Annotated in this window: 13 protein-coding genes; 6 read left to right on the top strand and 7 right to left on the bottom strand. The window is 70.8% G+C overall.

Annotated features, from left to right (window positions below):
* The first annotated feature begins 7 nt into the window (after nucleotides 1-7).
* The gene (locus HS104_20135) at nucleotides 8-529 is read left to right on the top strand and encodes a hypothetical protein (protein MBE7482275.1); all 522 of its coding nucleotides are present in this window, start codon (nucleotides 8-10) and stop codon (nucleotides 527-529) included.
* A gap of 54 nt (nucleotides 530-583) precedes the next feature.
* On the opposite strand, the gene HS104_20140 is transcribed toward HS104_20135, so the two are convergent.
* Entirely contained in the window at nucleotides 584-2,611 is a 2,028-nt protein-coding gene (locus HS104_20140; GenBank protein MBE7482276.1) for a PilZ domain-containing protein, read from the bottom strand.
* Nucleotides 2,612-2,709: 98 nt separating this feature from the next.
* Complete coding sequence (locus HS104_20145) at nucleotides 2,710-3,621, bottom strand: diguanylate cyclase (protein ID MBE7482277.1); 912 nt, start codon at nucleotides 3,619-3,621, stop codon at nucleotides 2,710-2,712.
* A 37-nt stretch (nucleotides 3,622-3,658) separates the two neighbouring features.
* On the opposite strand from HS104_20145, the gene HS104_20150 reads away from it, so the two are divergent.
* A complete protein-coding gene (locus HS104_20150; GenBank protein MBE7482278.1) occupies nucleotides 3,659-4,783 on the top strand; it encodes a right-handed parallel beta-helix repeat-containing protein in 1,125 nt (374 codons plus the stop codon).
* A 3-nt stretch (nucleotides 4,784-4,786) separates the two neighbouring features.
* Here the strand turns inward: HS104_20150 and HS104_20155 are convergent, their stop codons facing one another.
* Entirely contained in the window at nucleotides 4,787-5,185 is a 399-nt protein-coding gene (locus HS104_20155) for a hypothetical protein (protein ID MBE7482279.1), read from the bottom strand.
* Between the two features lie 62 nt (nucleotides 5,186-5,247).
* Between HS104_20155 and HS104_20160 the strand changes: the two genes are divergently transcribed.
* Nucleotides 5,248-6,531: a hypothetical protein gene (locus tag HS104_20160; GenBank protein MBE7482280.1), complete on the top strand. Its 1,284-nt coding sequence runs from the start codon at nucleotides 5,248-5,250 to the stop codon at nucleotides 6,529-6,531.
* Between the two features lie 99 nt (nucleotides 6,532-6,630).
* Nucleotides 6,631-7,098, top strand: coding sequence for a hypothetical protein (locus HS104_20165; GenBank protein MBE7482281.1), 468 nt, complete (start codon nucleotides 6,631-6,633; stop codon nucleotides 7,096-7,098).
* Nucleotides 7,099-7,101: 3 nt separating this feature from the next.
* On the opposite strand, the gene HS104_20170 is transcribed toward HS104_20165, so the two are convergent.
* Nucleotides 7,102-8,175 carry a hypothetical protein gene (locus tag HS104_20170; protein MBE7482282.1) on the bottom strand — a complete coding sequence of 358 codons (1,074 nt, stop codon included), beginning with the start codon at nucleotides 8,173-8,175 and terminating at the stop codon, nucleotides 7,102-7,104.
* A gap of 97 nt (nucleotides 8,176-8,272) precedes the next feature.
* Here HS104_20170 and HS104_20175 point away from each other — a divergent pair, with 97 nt between their 5' ends.
* Together HS104_20175 and HS104_20180 are read left to right on the top strand one after the other, a co-directional pair.
* Nucleotides 8,273-9,271, top strand: coding sequence for an FHA domain-containing protein (locus tag HS104_20175; protein MBE7482283.1), 999 nt, complete (start codon nucleotides 8,273-8,275; stop codon nucleotides 9,269-9,271).
* Nucleotides 9,272-9,281: 10 nt separating this feature from the next.
* Nucleotides 9,282-10,259 (top strand): methyltransferase domain-containing protein, encoded by a 978-nt coding sequence (locus HS104_20180; GenBank protein MBE7482284.1) that lies wholly within the window; start codon nucleotides 9,282-9,284, stop codon nucleotides 10,257-10,259.
* An 85-nt stretch (nucleotides 10,260-10,344) separates the two neighbouring features.
* On the opposite strand, the gene HS104_20185 is transcribed toward HS104_20180, so the two are convergent.
* Genes HS104_20185 through HS104_20195 form a run of 3 tightly spaced genes read right to left on the bottom strand, consistent with a single transcriptional unit; the run spans nucleotide 10,345 to nucleotide 13,917 of the window.
* Nucleotides 10,345-11,667 (bottom strand): SUMF1/EgtB/PvdO family nonheme iron enzyme, encoded by a 1,323-nt coding sequence (locus HS104_20185; protein MBE7482285.1) that lies wholly within the window; start codon nucleotides 11,665-11,667, stop codon nucleotides 10,345-10,347.
* The gene (locus tag HS104_20190; protein ID MBE7482286.1) at nucleotides 11,664-13,019 is read right to left on the bottom strand and encodes an SUMF1/EgtB/PvdO family nonheme iron enzyme; all 1,356 of its coding nucleotides are present in this window, start codon (nucleotides 13,017-13,019) and stop codon (nucleotides 11,664-11,666) included. The genes HS104_20185 and HS104_20190 overlap by 4 nt, the downstream gene beginning before the upstream one ends.
* Nucleotides 13,020-13,026: 7 nt before the next feature.
* Nucleotides 13,027-13,917, bottom strand: a complete 891-nt coding sequence (locus HS104_20195) for a hypothetical protein (GenBank protein ID MBE7482287.1) — start codon at nucleotides 13,915-13,917, stop codon at nucleotides 13,027-13,029.
* Nucleotides 13,918-14,045: the final 128 nt, after the last annotated feature.

A 14,045-nucleotide genomic window follows, 5' to 3' on the forward strand; every position in this document is an offset into this window, starting at 1 on the left:
CATCGGCATGCTCGTCAAACGCTTCGGCGACGCGACGCACGACCTCGGTCGGACCGCGGAGGCGTCCGGTGAGCCCACGACGCTGCACCGCGACGCGCCAAAGGCCTGGGTCGCCGCGGGCAAGGACGCGGTGTTCGACCTGTGCGTCCAGCTGGCGACCCCTGGGTGCATCCCGACTCCCGGCCCGGACGATCCTCCGAAGAGCGTGATGGCGGCGGAGTACTGCGACCTCCAGTGGGACGAGACCGAGTCGCCCTACGTCCCCGTCGGCACTCTCACCTTCCCGGCGTCCGCCCAGGCCGATCTGAGCCAGCGCTTCCCGTGGTCGCCGCTGCAGTTCAACGCCTGGAACACCCTCCCGAGCATGCGCCCGCTCGGGCAGATCTTCCGCGCCCGCAAGCACGTCCACAAGGCGCACTCCGAGGTGCGCCTCACCCACATCTACGACGCCCAGCCGGGAGCGTTGGTGGACAAGGCCCCCTTTCGCGCGAGTGACGACTCGCACGCCCCTCGACCAGACGCCGAATAGACGAAAGCCCCGCTGCCGCTCTCGGCAACGGGGCTCGTCGCGACCCGAAGGCGCTCAACCCGCCTTCTTCTTCGCTTTCTTCTTGGCGGTCGCCTTGCCGCCCTTCTTGCCGGTCGAGGCCTTCTTCGCCGCCTTCTTGTCGTTGGTGACGGACGCGGTCTTCTTTTTGGCCTTCTTGCCGCCGGTGCTCGCCACGCCGGCGCCGCCCTGCTTCGCCGCCGAGCTGATCAAGAACTCCACCGAGTCCTTCTTCAGCCGGACCTTGTAGCCGGGGATGCCGTCCTTGAATTGGAAGCTGATCTCGGCGCCGCTCGAGCCGTTCTTGGTCTTCACCCGCGCGATGCGCGAGTCGCGCTGCATGATGCCGTCGGGTGACTCCATCACCTTCACGCCCGGCAGGACCACGGTGAAGCCGGTGGCGTTGACCGCGCCCTGGATCTTCGTGCCGGCCTTGTCGAGCCGCAGGCGGTGCACGACCGGCTCGTGCAGCTTGCCGTGGCCCCACGGCGACGCATCGCCGCCGGCCTTTTCGCCCTCGTCGCCGGACTCGCCGAAGACCTCGTCTTCCACCGCTGCGCTGGCGGCGGCCTTCTCCTTGGCCTCGGCGCCCTTGGCGTCTTCGGCCTCTTCGCCGCCTTCCGCGTCGTCGGCGGAGCCGGGGACCGCACCGAGCGGCGCGGGCTCCATGGTGGCCATCGGCGTCGGGCCGAAGAGCGGCACGTCGGCGTTGGCGCCGGTCGCGCCAGGGGCGGCCATCTTGTCGGCACCCTTCGCGGCCGCGATTGGGTTGCCTTGCTCGTCCACGTCGATGACGTCACCCGGCTTCGCGGCCACCGCGATGGCCGCGGCGGGCTCCTTGCTCGCTTCGGCACCGGGCGGCGCTGCCGGCTTCTTCATCGCGATCACGCCGACGGTGAGCAAGAGCACGCCGAGCGCGCTGGCCGCCGCGATCTTCTTGACCCGACGCTTCTTCGCCGCCGGATCGATGGTCGGCTCCGTCGGCTCGGTCTCCTGAGCCGCGGCCGTCTGCGGGCGCAGCTTGCGACCCATCTGGGACATCGCCCCCGAGGGCGCGGCGGCCGTGGTCCGGCGCGGCGCGTCGCCTTGGCGCTTGTGCTTGAGCTCCATCACCTTCGCCCCTGCTCCCTTGAAGAACTTCCCGACCCCGACGGCGGCGGCGCCGCCGAGCTTGGCGAACATGGCCCCGCCCTTCTTCGCCGCAGCGCCTGCCTCGACCGCCATGTTGGCGACCTTGCCACGCATCGCGGCGGCCTCTTCGTTCATCTCCGCCCCGTCCACGAAGTCGTCGTCGCCGAACGTGCCCTCGTCTTCGGTGCTGGCGGCGGCAGCGGTGAAGCCGCCGATGTTCGCGCCGCGCCCGCCGATCTCCGCGCCATCTTCGGAGTCGATCACGCTGGGCTCGGGGGTGTCGTCCGTCGCGCCGTCGTAGCGCAGCGCGACCACCAGCTGCGGCACCCGCGTCTGGGGGTCGATCACCACGTCCACGCCGTCGATCTGCGCGCCGCGGCGCTCGCCGGCGCCGACGTCCTCGATCTCCAGGTGGCGCCCGACCTTGAGGAACTCGAGGTTCGAGGCCACCTGAACCTGCTTGTGAGTGCCGGTGCGCACGCAGGCCTTCATCGGTGAGCCCAGCCCGTCGATGTGGAGACGCACGCGCATCCCCGCGCCGGCGGGCGACTGGCTCTCGTCCTTGTCGTGCCCTGGCTCCGCCTCCTGGGCCGTCTCGCCGGACATGCCGCACAGCGCCTTGAGCGCTTCGACGCTGCCGCTGTCCAGCGCGGTGAACTTGATGCCGAACTCGCCGCCTCGGTCGCCTTCCCGGCGCCAGGCCACGGCTCCTTCGACCACGATCTCGTTGCCGCCGTTCTCGAAGCGGCAGACCAGGGGGGCGCCGACCTCCGGCAGGTACGCGGTTCGAAGCTGCATGCCGCGCCCGCTGACGTCGATGCTCTCGGCCTCGAAGGCCGGTGCACCGCCGACGTCGCGGCCACAAATCTCGACCAGCGCCTGCACGGGGACGCGCTGCATTCCGCTGGCGCGCCGTTCCTGTTCGTAGCTCATGTCTGCCTCCCGTGAGCCGCGCCCCCAAGGACGAGAGGGGACGGGGCCACGCCCGGGAGGTAGGGCGCCGCGGCGCGTTTGGCCAAGTTTCGGGGGCCTCAGCCGGCTTCGACGCGGTTCCGCCCGCCGTGCTTGGCGGCGTAGAGCGCGGCGTCGGCGGCAGCGATGAGCTGGGCGCCGCTCGCGAAGGGGCGCGCGGCGGTCATCGTGGCGACGCCGACGCTGGCGGTGATGGGGATGCGCTTGCCCTCCCAGGTCACGGGTAGGGACTCGACCAGGGCGCGGACCCGCTCGCCAAATTGCAGGGCTTTGTCCGGTGGGATGCCGCGCAAGACCACCACGAACTCCTCCCCGCCGTAGCGGGCGAACACGTCCTCTGCGCGCAGCGAGCGGCTGATCGCCGACGAGACCATCTTCAACACCAGGTCGCCGGCGGGGTGGCCGAATCCGTCGTTGATGCGCTTGAAGTGGTCCACGTCGATCATCGACACGGTCAAGTCGGCGCCGTGCCGGCCCGCGTAGGACAGCTCGCTGTTCAGCCGTTCCTCGAGGTAGCGCCGATTGTACGCCCGTGTCAGCGGATCGCGCACGGTGGACTCGTAGAGCGCGCGCTGCGCTTCCTCCTCCAGGGCGTCGAGCAGCGAAAACTTGACCACCACGTTGCGCCCGAGGCCGATGCGATCGCCGTCCGCCAACTGGCGCGCGGCGCTGATGCGCTCTTCGCCCACGAAGGTGCCGTTGGTGCTGCCCAGATCCTCGACGAAGGTGACGCCGTCCTTGCGAAACACCCGGGCGTGACGCCGCGACAGCCCGTCGTCGGGCAGCTTGCCGCTCGCCGCGTCGTCCCGCCCGAACACCAGCTCGGCCCCGTCGAGCGAGAACACCCGCCCCGGCTCGGGCCCGGTGAGCACCGTGAACACGCTGCGGTTCTTGGGCAGCGAGCCGCTCGAGATCGGGGGAACCCCGCCCAGCTGAACCGCGGTCGCGTGCACGTCCTTCGGCTGGCTCATCTGGGGTGATCATACGCGATGAGCTAGACTCCGCGGGATGCGCTCTTCGGCAGCCCTGCTCGCGCTGGCCTTCTTGCTCGCCGGCTGCTCCGAGACGGATGAGACGGCGGGGACGGGAGGCAGCGGCGGCGCTAGCGGCGCGGCCAGCGGAGGCAACGGAGGCAGCGCCGGCAGCCCGAGCGGGGGCGCGGCGGGTACGGCCAGCGGGGGCAGCGGCGGCGCGACCGGTGGGGCTGCGGGCGCCGCGGGCAGCGGCGGCGGCAATGGCGGCATCGGCCCCTCCAGCACGACCTTCACGCCCTCGGGTCCCATCACCCTGGTCAGCGGGCAGACCGTGAGCGGTGTCCACGTCACCTCGACCAGCGGGCCCTGCATCAAGGGCGACGGCGTCCAGAACGTGCGCATCACGGACAGCAAGATCGGCCCCTGCGGTCCCGGCTCCGAGGGCGTGGGCGTGTATCTCTACGCCTCCCACGACGTCCGCGTCGATCACGTCGCCTTCGACGACGTGGCGAGCGCGCTCTACGCCCAGACCGACCCGAACGGCGACATCGTCTTCGACCACAACCTGGTGACGCGCATCCGCGGGCCCATGCCCCGAGGTCAGATGGTGCAATTCGACGACATTCACGGCGCCGGCCACCGCATCGCGTGCAACGTCAGCGACCAGACCGTGCCCGGCTACCAGGCGGGCCCCGAAGACCACGTGAGCATGTACAAGTCCGGCGGCACCGCCCAGAGCCCGATCGAGATCGCATTCAACCGCCTGCGCGGCGGTGGGCCCAGCACCTCCGGCTCCGGGATCATGACCGGCGACTCGGGCTCCGAGTACCTGTACGTCCACCACAACACGCTGGTCGAGACGGCCAACGTCGGCTTCGCGATCGCCGGCGGTAGCCACATCACGTTCGAGCAGAACCGTGCCTTCAGCCCGAAGAACGCCTACTCGAACGTGGGAGCCTACGTCTGGGATCAGTCCGGCGTGACGTGTCAGGACAACGCCATGATCGGCAACCGCACCCTCTGGACGAACAAGGACGGGACTTCGAACCCGTTCTGGGACGGCGGAAACTGCCAGAACACCAATTTCTCCGGCAACGTCTGGGGCGACGCCACGCTCGGCGCCTCGATCTTCGAGGAGGCGTACGCGGAGTGTGACTGACGGCTACTCGAGCTCCGGCACCACGCAGCGCCGGCCGCGGCAGCCGTTGACGACCACGGAGCGGAGCGCGGGCTTCTGCTTGGCCCAGCAGCCCTCGGCGCTGGTGTCGTGGGTCCAGGTCTGGAGCTTTCGACCCGGCTTCGAGGTCCGGAACAGCTCGCTGGTCACCTGCCGCCCGTCGTCGAGCTTCACGCGCGCCCGGAACAGGTAGCTGTTGCGCCGAGGCGAGCGGTCCTTGTAGCCGGACTCCGGCGCGGTGAACCAGAGTTTCACTTCGAGCGAGCACTCGGAGCTCTGCACGCTGACCCGATCGAACTCGTGGTCGTGCACGCGGCTCTGGATCGCCGAGCGCTGAGTCCACCCCGAAGCGAGCACCACCAGGACGGAGAGCCACTCCCACACGGAAAGGAACGCTATCGACCGCGAGATCCGCTGTCCAGTCCGGGATGGGCTATTCTATCGGAATGCGCTCGGTCGCCTGGATGGTGGCAGCAGCGGCAGCGGTCGCCTGCATGGCCGTGGAGTCGTCCAGCGACGAGCCGCCGGGCTCCGGCGGGAGCGGTGGCTCGGCGGACGCCGGCCACGACACGACGAGCCCGGAAGACGGTGCGCTGTGCTGGCCGGGTCAGAAGTGGTGCGGCGCGTGCGTGGAGACGACCGACCCAGATCACGGCTGCGGCAGCACCGCCTGCGATCCGTGCGTGGTGGCCCAGGGGTCGGCGAAGTGCGAGTCCGACCAGTGCTCGGTGAAGGCCTGCGACGTGGGCTACGCGGACTGCAACAAGCAAGCCGCGGACGGTTGTGAGATCAACACCGAGGCCAACCACGAGCACTGCGGCGGCTGTGGCAAGGCCTGCGCGGCGTCGGAGGTGTGCTTGGCCGGTTCGTGCGCGTCCAACTGCGGGGCCCTGACGAACTGCAGCGGGTCGTGCGTGAACACCGCGACGGATCCCCAGCACTGCGGAGGGTGTGGCAGCCCCTGCGCGGCGAACCAGACCTGCCAGTCGGGGGCCTGCGCGTGCACCTCGGGTCTGAGCCTGTGCTCGGGTGCGTGCGTGGACACGAAGACCAGCAAGCAGCACTGCGGGACCTGCGGAAAGGCCTGCACCGACCCGCCGAACGGCGTCGCCAGCTGCAGCAACGGTTCGTGCGTGCTCGCCTGCTTCGGGGGCACCACGTTGTGCGGCAGCCAGTGCGTGACCGTGAGCTCGAGCACCAGCCACTGCGGAGGCTGCAACAAGGCCTGCGCGGCGGGCGAGACGTGTCAGGACGGCTGGTGCGCCGCCAGCTTCCAGGCCTCCGCCGACTTCTCGGGCGTGCAGGGCACGAAGGGCTGGAGCTACCTGAGCTCCGACGGCAGCCCGATGGTCTTCGACGCGAGCAAGAACTGGTGGCAGGGCGCCGAGACCTACCTGCTCTTGAACCCGAGCGGCGGGCACCCCGGCGCCGCGCTCGACGCGGTGAGGCGCTGGACGGCGACGAAGACCGGCAACGTGAAGATCACCGGCAAGGCCTACGACGGCCACGCGGGCTGCGGGTCGGACGGCGTGAACGTGTCGATCCGCAAGGGCGCGAGCGTGCTCTGGCAGAACAGCGTCGCAAAGGACGACGGCGTCGGGGTGAGCTTCGACGTGGCCACCAGCGTCGCGCCCGGTGACAAGCTCGACTTCGTGATCAACAAGGGCATCGACGACGGCTGCGACTCGACCGTCTTCAATCCGACCATCGCGCTGAGCTACAAGCCTTGAGGGACACCCCCGGTGGACAGCACCTCGGGTGCAAGTGTTGCGCAGGGCCCCCGGAGGAACCTGCGGCGCCGGCTTCGCAACGGACTTATCCTCCGGCCCATGTCGATCGAACGCATTGTCTTCGTGGCAACTTCCCTGGCCTTTCTCGCTTTGGCCTGTGAAGGGTCGGACGAGTCGGGCAGCGGCGGCGCGGCAGGGGCGGCCACCGGCGGCGCCGCGGGCAACGTCACCGGCGGCAGCGCCGGAACCGGAACTGGCGGTGCAGCAGGCGGCGCCACGGGAGGTGCCGGCGGATCGGGCGGCGTAGCAGGCGGCGCGACCGGCGGTGCGGCCGGCTCGAGCGGCGCGGCGGGCAGCGCTACGGACGCTGGCGACTCGGGGAGCTGCCAAGACCTCGGCACGGCGTGCACGGCACCCGCTCAGTGCTGCAGCAACAAGTGCGGCACCAAAGGGTTCTGCTGCGGTGTCTCTGGAACGGCTTGTCAGAGCGACAACGACTGCTGCCCGGGCACCTGCAAGGCCGACACGAGCTCGCCGACTGGGAAGCGCTGCAAGCTCTCCGCGTGAGGCTCAGCGATACGCGCTGCGTTCCAAGCGCTCCGCGAAGGCCGCGGCGACCCGCTCCATGGCGCCGATCCAGCTTTCGACGGCGGTTTCGCGGTCGAGCGCGCCGGGCACGGTGACCGTCAGCACGTCCGGTCGAACCTCGACGGCCGCCCCATCCCGCACCAGCACGAGCAGCGCCTCTCGCACCTCCGGGCCGAGCTCGCGCCGGGCCTCGTCCTCGTCGCCCCCGATGACGAACATGCGGTCGAAGTCCGCGTCGCCCAGCTCGAGATCCTCCAACGGCTCGGCGTGCGGCTCGGCGCTGATTACCGCCAGATCCGTGGCCACGGGACTGGCGAACGTGAGATCGATCCGAGTCTCTCGCGCGTCGGCGTCGAGCTCGAGCTCGAACGTACCGCTCGGGCGCTCCAGCGTGAGGCGAGTTGGCGCTTCCTCCACCGGCCCGAGGCGACTCCAGACCGCGAACACGCGGCGCTGCCGGGGTGACTCGGGCTCCGGGTCGGCGCGCGTGGCCGCCGCGTTGGCGATGGTGACCAGCTGGCCCAGCGCGCTCTGGTGCTCGTGCGCGCGGCGGTTCGAGGGCAGCGAGAGCCGGATGGTCGTCGCGGTGAGCTCGGGCTCGAGCCCCTCGAGCGCCGCGCGCAGGAGGGCGCTGGTCAGCGCGCCGCTCAGCTCGGCGCGGACCAGCTCCGGTGTGGCACCGGAGTCGAGGTCGATGACGAGAGCTCGATCGAACCCCGGGCTCACGCTGAACCGAACGCCGCTCGAGTCGTAGGCTGGTCGCGGCGCGATCCGGCGCACGGCGCCGAGCTGCAGGCTCAGCGGGGCGGAGAGCGAGAGCCGGCCGCCGGCGCTCGTCACGGTCACGAGCACGCCCCGCACCACACCGCTCGCCTGATCGCCACGTACGCTCAGCCGAGCGCGCCGCGCCAGCTCGGCCAGCGGCGCGGCCGGCTCGACCTCGGCCGGCGCCGGCTCGTTCTTGGGGCGCTCCTTTGCCGACTTCCGCCGGCCGAGATTGCGCACCATGGCCGCGAACATCAGGCCCAGCGCGATCAGGGGCAGGAGCTCGCCCATCGGTCGCCCCCGAGCTTGTCACCGGGACGGCGGCGCGCCTAGCGGGCGAACGGCGTCAACTTGCCTTTGCCCTTCTCCGTAGCCAATATCCGCGCCGATGGCGCTGACGGTCATCGTGCGCTCCGGCGACCTGAAGTCGGCGCCGAAGGTGACCTTCGACGCGCCGCGCATCGTCGTGGGTCGGGGCGAAGGCTGCGACGTGCGCTTGCCCGACGCCAGCGTGAGCCACCGGCACGCCTCCATCCGACAGCGCGGCAGCGAGTACATCGTGGTGGACGAGGGCAGCACCAACGGCACCTTCGTGGGACCGGTGCGTCTCTCACCCCAGGCGCCGCGTGTGGTCCGGTCCGGGGACATGGTGCGCGTGGGACGCATCTGGCTCGAGCTCCGCGTCGAGCACGTGGTGCCGACGGCAGCCACCAACGTGGCGACCAAGGAGATAGCGCTCGGGCTGGTGGCCGAGGCCCTGGCCGCCCAAGGCGACCCCGCGGCCGTGCGCGTGTTCGTCCGCGAGGGACCCGACGCGGGGCGCGAGCTGGCGCTCACGGAGCCGGGCCGCCCCTACGTGCTCGGGCGCGGGCAGGGCGTGGATCTGGTGCTGGACGACGCGGACGCCTCGCGCAAGCACGTGGAGGTGCAGCGCCGTGGGGGGCAGGTGCTGGTGCGGGACCTGGGCAGCAAGAACGGCGCGAGCCTGGGGGAGCGCAAGCTCGAGGCTGGCAAGGACGTGCCTTGGCCCCAAAGCGTGCCGCTCCGCGTCGGCGCCAACCTGCTCGGCTACGAGGACCCGGTCAGCGAGGCGCTGGCCGAGCTCGAGCGCGCGGCGGACGAGCGCCTGCGCGAGGACGACCTGATCGACGCACCGAACGCGTCGCCGGAGCCCGCGCAGGCGGTCGAGGACGAGGTCAGCCCGATCGCCCCGGAGCTCGGGCCCCGAGCGGCCTCCCCCATCGCCAAGGTCCCGGAGCGCGCCGCCAATCCGCCGGCGCCGGTGCGGCGGGGCTGGACCCTGACGGACGTGGTGGTCGCGCTGATCGCCCTCGGCGTGCTGGTCGTGAGCATCCTGGGGTTGATCTGGCTCTTCAAGGCGACATAGTGGTCGATCCATGAAGCTCGAGACCGAACGGGACGCTACCGAGTGGGTGTGGGCCGCGAAGGCCTTGGCCGTCGTCAGCGCGTGGAACGCGCTCGGCCTGTTCGCGCGCCTGCGCAAGGGGCCGGCGACCCGCGAGGAGCTCGGCGCCGATCCACGCGCCATCGCGACGACGCTGCCCGTGCTGAAGTACCTGGGCCTGGTCGCCGGGGACGGCAAGCGGCTGGTGCTCACGGAGGCGGGGCGGCGCCTGATGGACGAAGGCGGCATGCCCACCGAGCGCAACCTGGAGACGCTCACCGACCTGGGGCGCATGAAGGAGGTGCTCCGCGACGGCGGCCCGGTCAAGGACGCGGGAGGCAAGCCAAAGGCGACCACGGGCGGGACCATCGCCGCCGATCCCGAGCACACCAAGCGCTTCCTCGACATGCTCTACGACTCGAGCGGCGCCGCCGCGCAGAGCAGCTTCGACTGGCTCTCCCCGCTCTTGCCGGCGGGCGGTCGCGTGCTCGACCTGGGTGGGGGCCACGGCCGCTACGCGCGGGCGTTCGCTGACGCCGGCTTCTCGACCACGCTGTTCGACCTGCCCCACGCCATCACCTACGCCAAGGCACGGCACGGCACCGCGCTCGAGTACCGCGAGGGCAACTTCCACGACGTGGAGAGCTTCGGCGGTCCCTACGATCTGATCTTCATGGCCAACGTCGTCCACAGCGAGTCGGCGGAGGACAACGCCGCGCTGGTCGCGCGCGCCGCGAAGAGCCTGAGCCCCGGCGGCTACCTGGCGCTCAAGGACATGTTCCTGGACGAGCACGGCAAGGGACCGCAGAACGCCGTGTTCTTCGGGCTGACCATGCTCTTCTACACCAACCACGGCACGAGCCCCACGATGCGCCAGAGCCGCGAGTGGTTCCACGCCGCGGGCCTCGATGGACCGGAGATCACGCTGCTCGACACGCAGCAGCTGATGGTGGGCAGGAAGCCGGGCTGAAGTGCCTCCGCGCGCGTGTGGGAGCCGGATCCCGACGGGCGCAGGCGTTCGCCGGCGGCGCATCGGCGGCCCGAATCCCCGGAGCCTAGGGGCCGCCGGCGCTCTTCGCACAGCGGACGCCCGTGCCCGAGTCACCCGTGTCGGCGCTCGAGCGTGCCGCGGCCCGCGCGTACTGCCGCCCACTCTTCCAGGAGCCGCCACGCACCGAGGCGCGGGCACTCGAAGCGACGCACACCGGGTCCTTCAGCTGCGGGCCCGCCGTCCAGCAGGGCGCGTCGTAAAGCGCATAGTCGTCCTCGACCCACTCCGCCACGTTGCCGGCCATGTTCACCAGGCCGAGGGCGGTGCGATCGAGCGGGTTTCCGCCGGCGACCAAACCAGGAAAGATCACCTGATTGATGGCGCGGCAGCTCGGGTCCTGTCGGCTCAGACTCAGATCACCCAGCGCGATCGTGGCGTGGTCGCACACGTCCTCGTCCTCGCCCCAGGGAAAGGTCGACTCGACTCCGGCGCCGGACGCCGCGTACTCCCACTCGGCTTCCGTCGGCAGGCGCTTGCCCATCAGCGCGCAGACCTCCGCGGCCAGCGTCCGGTCGAGGCAGTTCACGGGCAAGTCGTCGTTGGTGCCGCTCGGCGAGTAGGTGCAGCCGACGCGTGGATCGAGCTTCGGGTCCGCCAAGGTCGGAGCGGCCGATAGCTGTGAAGCCAGGGACCTGAACTTCCCGACCGTCAGCTCGGCCGCGTCAAGCGCGAAGGGCGAAAGCACGACGAGTCGCTCGGGGCGGGCATCCGCAGCGTCGGCGTACGGGGGCCCGCTGGGTTCGCCCAGGATGAACGCACCGCCCGGCACGCACACCATGTCCGCCGGAACGCTCCCACACGGGACGGTTGAAGCCGCCGCCCACGCTCCGGGCTCGAGCGCCGGGGCCGCAGGCGGGCCGAGCTCCGGCGCCGGCACCAGCGTCTGGGTCGTCGGGGCGCAGCTCGTCAGCGGTTCGTCGTCGATCACGCCGAAGCAGTCCATCGGGAGCTCGAGCCCGACCTCTCCAGGGTCGCTCGGAAGCTTCCCAGTCATGTCGATGAACGCGCCACCGGAAGGCGCACCGTCGGACCCTATGGTCGCGCCTCGGAACAGGCGCGCGCGCACCCAGAGCGGGACGCGCAGCTCGGGCGGAGCCACGCCGAAGCTCAGTGGGAACTTGCCGGGGCTTGCGTCGAACAGGCGCGTGCAGCCGGCACAGGCGGGGGCTCCGGACTCCGCGACGAGATCCACCCGAACCCGATCGGCGAAGTGCGGGAGCGGAGCGTCGGTGACGACCTCCACAAGCCACTGGGGCCTCGGCTCCGCCGTGCTGCCACAGGCCAGGGCGAGCAGCGCGCCCGCGCCGAGCGCTGGCGAGCGCTTCACGGCACGTCCTCGTACACGCAGCGGAACCCGTCGGTGACGGCGCCGCCCTGACCGATCAGGCGCAAAGCAAGCGCTGCGGACTGTAGCCTGGAAGACCACACCCCGCCGCGGGTGCCGGGCACGAGACCCGTGTTGCACTCGGGATCGAGGGGCAGCGTGCCCGAAGGCCAGCAGGCGTCGTCGTAGGGCAGCAAGTCCCCCAACACGAACTCGGTGAGACTGCCCGCGAGATCGAGCACGCCGTCGTCGCTCACGTCACCTAGCCCACCACAATCGGCACCGGTGTGAGAGCCGACGGGCTCGGGTCCGGCGTCGGACGCGCAGTTTCCCTGCAAGCGGTCCATGCTGGCGCGGCAACACAGCGGCTGAGCGTCACCCCAAGGGTACCGGTACCCCCGCCCGCGACCCCGCGCAGCGTGCTCCCACTGGGCTTCCGTCGGTAGCTTGCCCCCAAAGAGCGCGCACGCCTCGGCGGCGACCGCGCGGGAAACGCAGTTCAATGGCCAATCGTCGTGCGAGGCGTCGCTCGACCCGAGCCAGGTGCAGTGCTTCAAGAGGCCGCCACCCGGAGTATCTGGCAGCTCTGAGACCTTCCCCGCGATGGTCTTGAAGCGTCCAACCGTGACTTCGGTTCGATCGATCCAGAACGGACGAAAGCGCAGGGCCCGCGGCGGCGCGGGGGACGCCAGGATCGTGGCGTTGCCGACGCCCGACAGGGCTGGGTCGCCGACGACGCTGAGCCCTCCAGGAATACACACGCGGTCGGGCGACGCTGCCTTCTGGCACGGGGCGACCTCCAGAAAGGGAGACGTCCCAGCCAGTGTGCCCTGCCGCGGTCCATCCACGATCTGCCCGCTGGCGGCTGGGCTCACGCTCGGGTGCTCGGCATCCAAGCAGGTCGCCGGCGCGCTGCCGAACTGGCTGAGCACTCCGATGCACCCAAGGTCGAGCACGACGCGCACCCGGGTCACGGCGTCGATCGGGGGCAACTCCAGCAGCCGATCGATGGCCAAGCTCCGAATCGGATTCGACACGGACTGGCCGGGTTCTGGAGTCGCCCGCGCCGCCCTGAACGCGCGCAGGCGAACGGTCGGCCGCGTGCCGTCGCTCGGGGGAAGCACGCCGAAGCTGACCGGCCAGTTCGGCGTGTCGGGTAGCACGAACTCCTCGGACTCGACGCCGTCGATGTCCACCCGCAGCGTGTCCACGGCGACGTCCGACCAGTGCGGCTCGCCGGCGAGCTGACCCACCAGAGGCGCGTTGGTGTCGACCTCCACGACCCACTGCCCGCGCGCCGGAGCGTCGGTCGAGCAACCGCCGCTCATCGCTCCGACGACGGTCGCCAGAGCCACGCCGAGCTCAACACTCCGGGCCACAGTAGTACTGGCGACAGAAGGTGTAGGCATTGGCCTTGGCCACCGCGGCCGCGGGGACCGAGGCCTCGCAAGCGCTCGTGCAAGCGGTGTCGCCGATCTTGCACCCGTATTGGCACGCCTTGAACAGGAAGCAGTCCACGTCGGCCGTGCACGCGATGTACGTGCTCTGGCACTTGGTGACCTCGCACTCCGCGCACGGGTCGGGGCTCGGGCAGTTGGGGCAGTAGACCGTGTCGCAGGTGATGCTCCAGAGGAATTCCTCGGCTCCGTCTCGGAAGTCGATCGCGCATTGTGCCAGGCAGGCTGGGGCGCCGCCGCACGGGCCGATGCAGTCCACGTACTTCATGCACTCGGCGCTCCCGTAGCAGCCCTGGTCCGCGTCGCAGCAGTGTTCGTCGTAGCACTGGTGGCAGGGGTTGGGATCCGTGGACGGCGCGCAGACCTGCCCTTCGAAGGGGTTGCCGGAGCCAGCGTCGCTCGCGCCGCAGCCCGCACAGCTCGCGCCCGGACCGAACTGGCGGCACGCCTCGAAGGCGTCCTTGGCCTTCGCCGCGGCGGAGTCCGCGGGCGCCGGACAGGCGGAAACGCAGGTCGAGTCCAGGTTGCCCGACGCGTCCGCGGGGCACGCATCGAGACAGGAGAGATAGGTCGCGCACGTCGGCTCGCTCATGCAAGTGGTGCGCTCGCTGCTGCACGAGCTCGCCACGCAGGTGCCGCACGCGCTGGTGCCCCATCCAGCCTCGACGGCTGCGTCTCCGCCGCCCGCACCTCCCGCGCCGCCGCCCGCCGACGAGTCGTCGCTGTCACAGGCGACCGCGACCGCAACCGCGACCGCGGCCGCCGCGAGACCCCGACCCGACGCCCTGAGCCCCATGTCCGTCAGGATACACTCGTAACGTATGCGCAACGAGCCCCTCTCGACGCGCGCCTTCGGTCTTCGCCCGACCCGCGCCGGGAGCCACGGCAGGAGCCCCATCATGCGCCAGAGCCGCTGCTCGACAG

It is taken from the genome of Polyangiaceae bacterium (assembly GCA_015075635.1).
Lineage (GTDB): Bacteria > Myxococcota_A > Polyangia > Polyangiales > Polyangiaceae > JADJKB01.

Excerpts from the sequence above, each read along its gene's own strand:
- HS104_20135 (MBE7482275.1), top strand. The coding sequence starts at position 8 with ATGCTCGTCAAACGCTTCGGCGACGCGACGCACGACCTCGGTCGGACC.
- HS104_20140 (MBE7482276.1), bottom strand. The coding sequence starts at position 2,611 with ATGAGCTACGAACAGGAACGGCGCGCCAGCGGAATGCAGCGCGTCCCC.
- HS104_20145 (MBE7482277.1), bottom strand. The coding sequence starts at position 3,621 with ATGAGCCAGCCGAAGGACGTGCACGCGACCGCGGTTCAGCTGGGCGGG.
- HS104_20150 (MBE7482278.1), top strand. The coding sequence starts at position 3,659 with ATGCGCTCTTCGGCAGCCCTGCTCGCGCTGGCCTTCTTGCTCGCCGGC.
- HS104_20160 (MBE7482280.1), top strand. The coding sequence starts at position 5,248 with ATGCGCTCGGTCGCCTGGATGGTGGCAGCAGCGGCAGCGGTCGCCTGC.
- HS104_20165 (MBE7482281.1), top strand. The coding sequence starts at position 6,631 with ATGTCGATCGAACGCATTGTCTTCGTGGCAACTTCCCTGGCCTTTCTC.
- HS104_20170 (MBE7482282.1), bottom strand. The coding sequence starts at position 8,175 with ATGGGCGAGCTCCTGCCCCTGATCGCGCTGGGCCTGATGTTCGCGGCC.
- HS104_20175 (MBE7482283.1), top strand. The coding sequence starts at position 8,273 with ATGGCGCTGACGGTCATCGTGCGCTCCGGCGACCTGAAGTCGGCGCCG.
- HS104_20180 (MBE7482284.1), top strand. The coding sequence starts at position 9,282 with ATGAAGCTCGAGACCGAACGGGACGCTACCGAGTGGGTGTGGGCCGCG.
- HS104_20195 (MBE7482287.1), bottom strand. The coding sequence starts at position 13,917 with ATGGGGCTCAGGGCGTCGGGTCGGGGTCTCGCGGCGGCCGCGGTCGCG.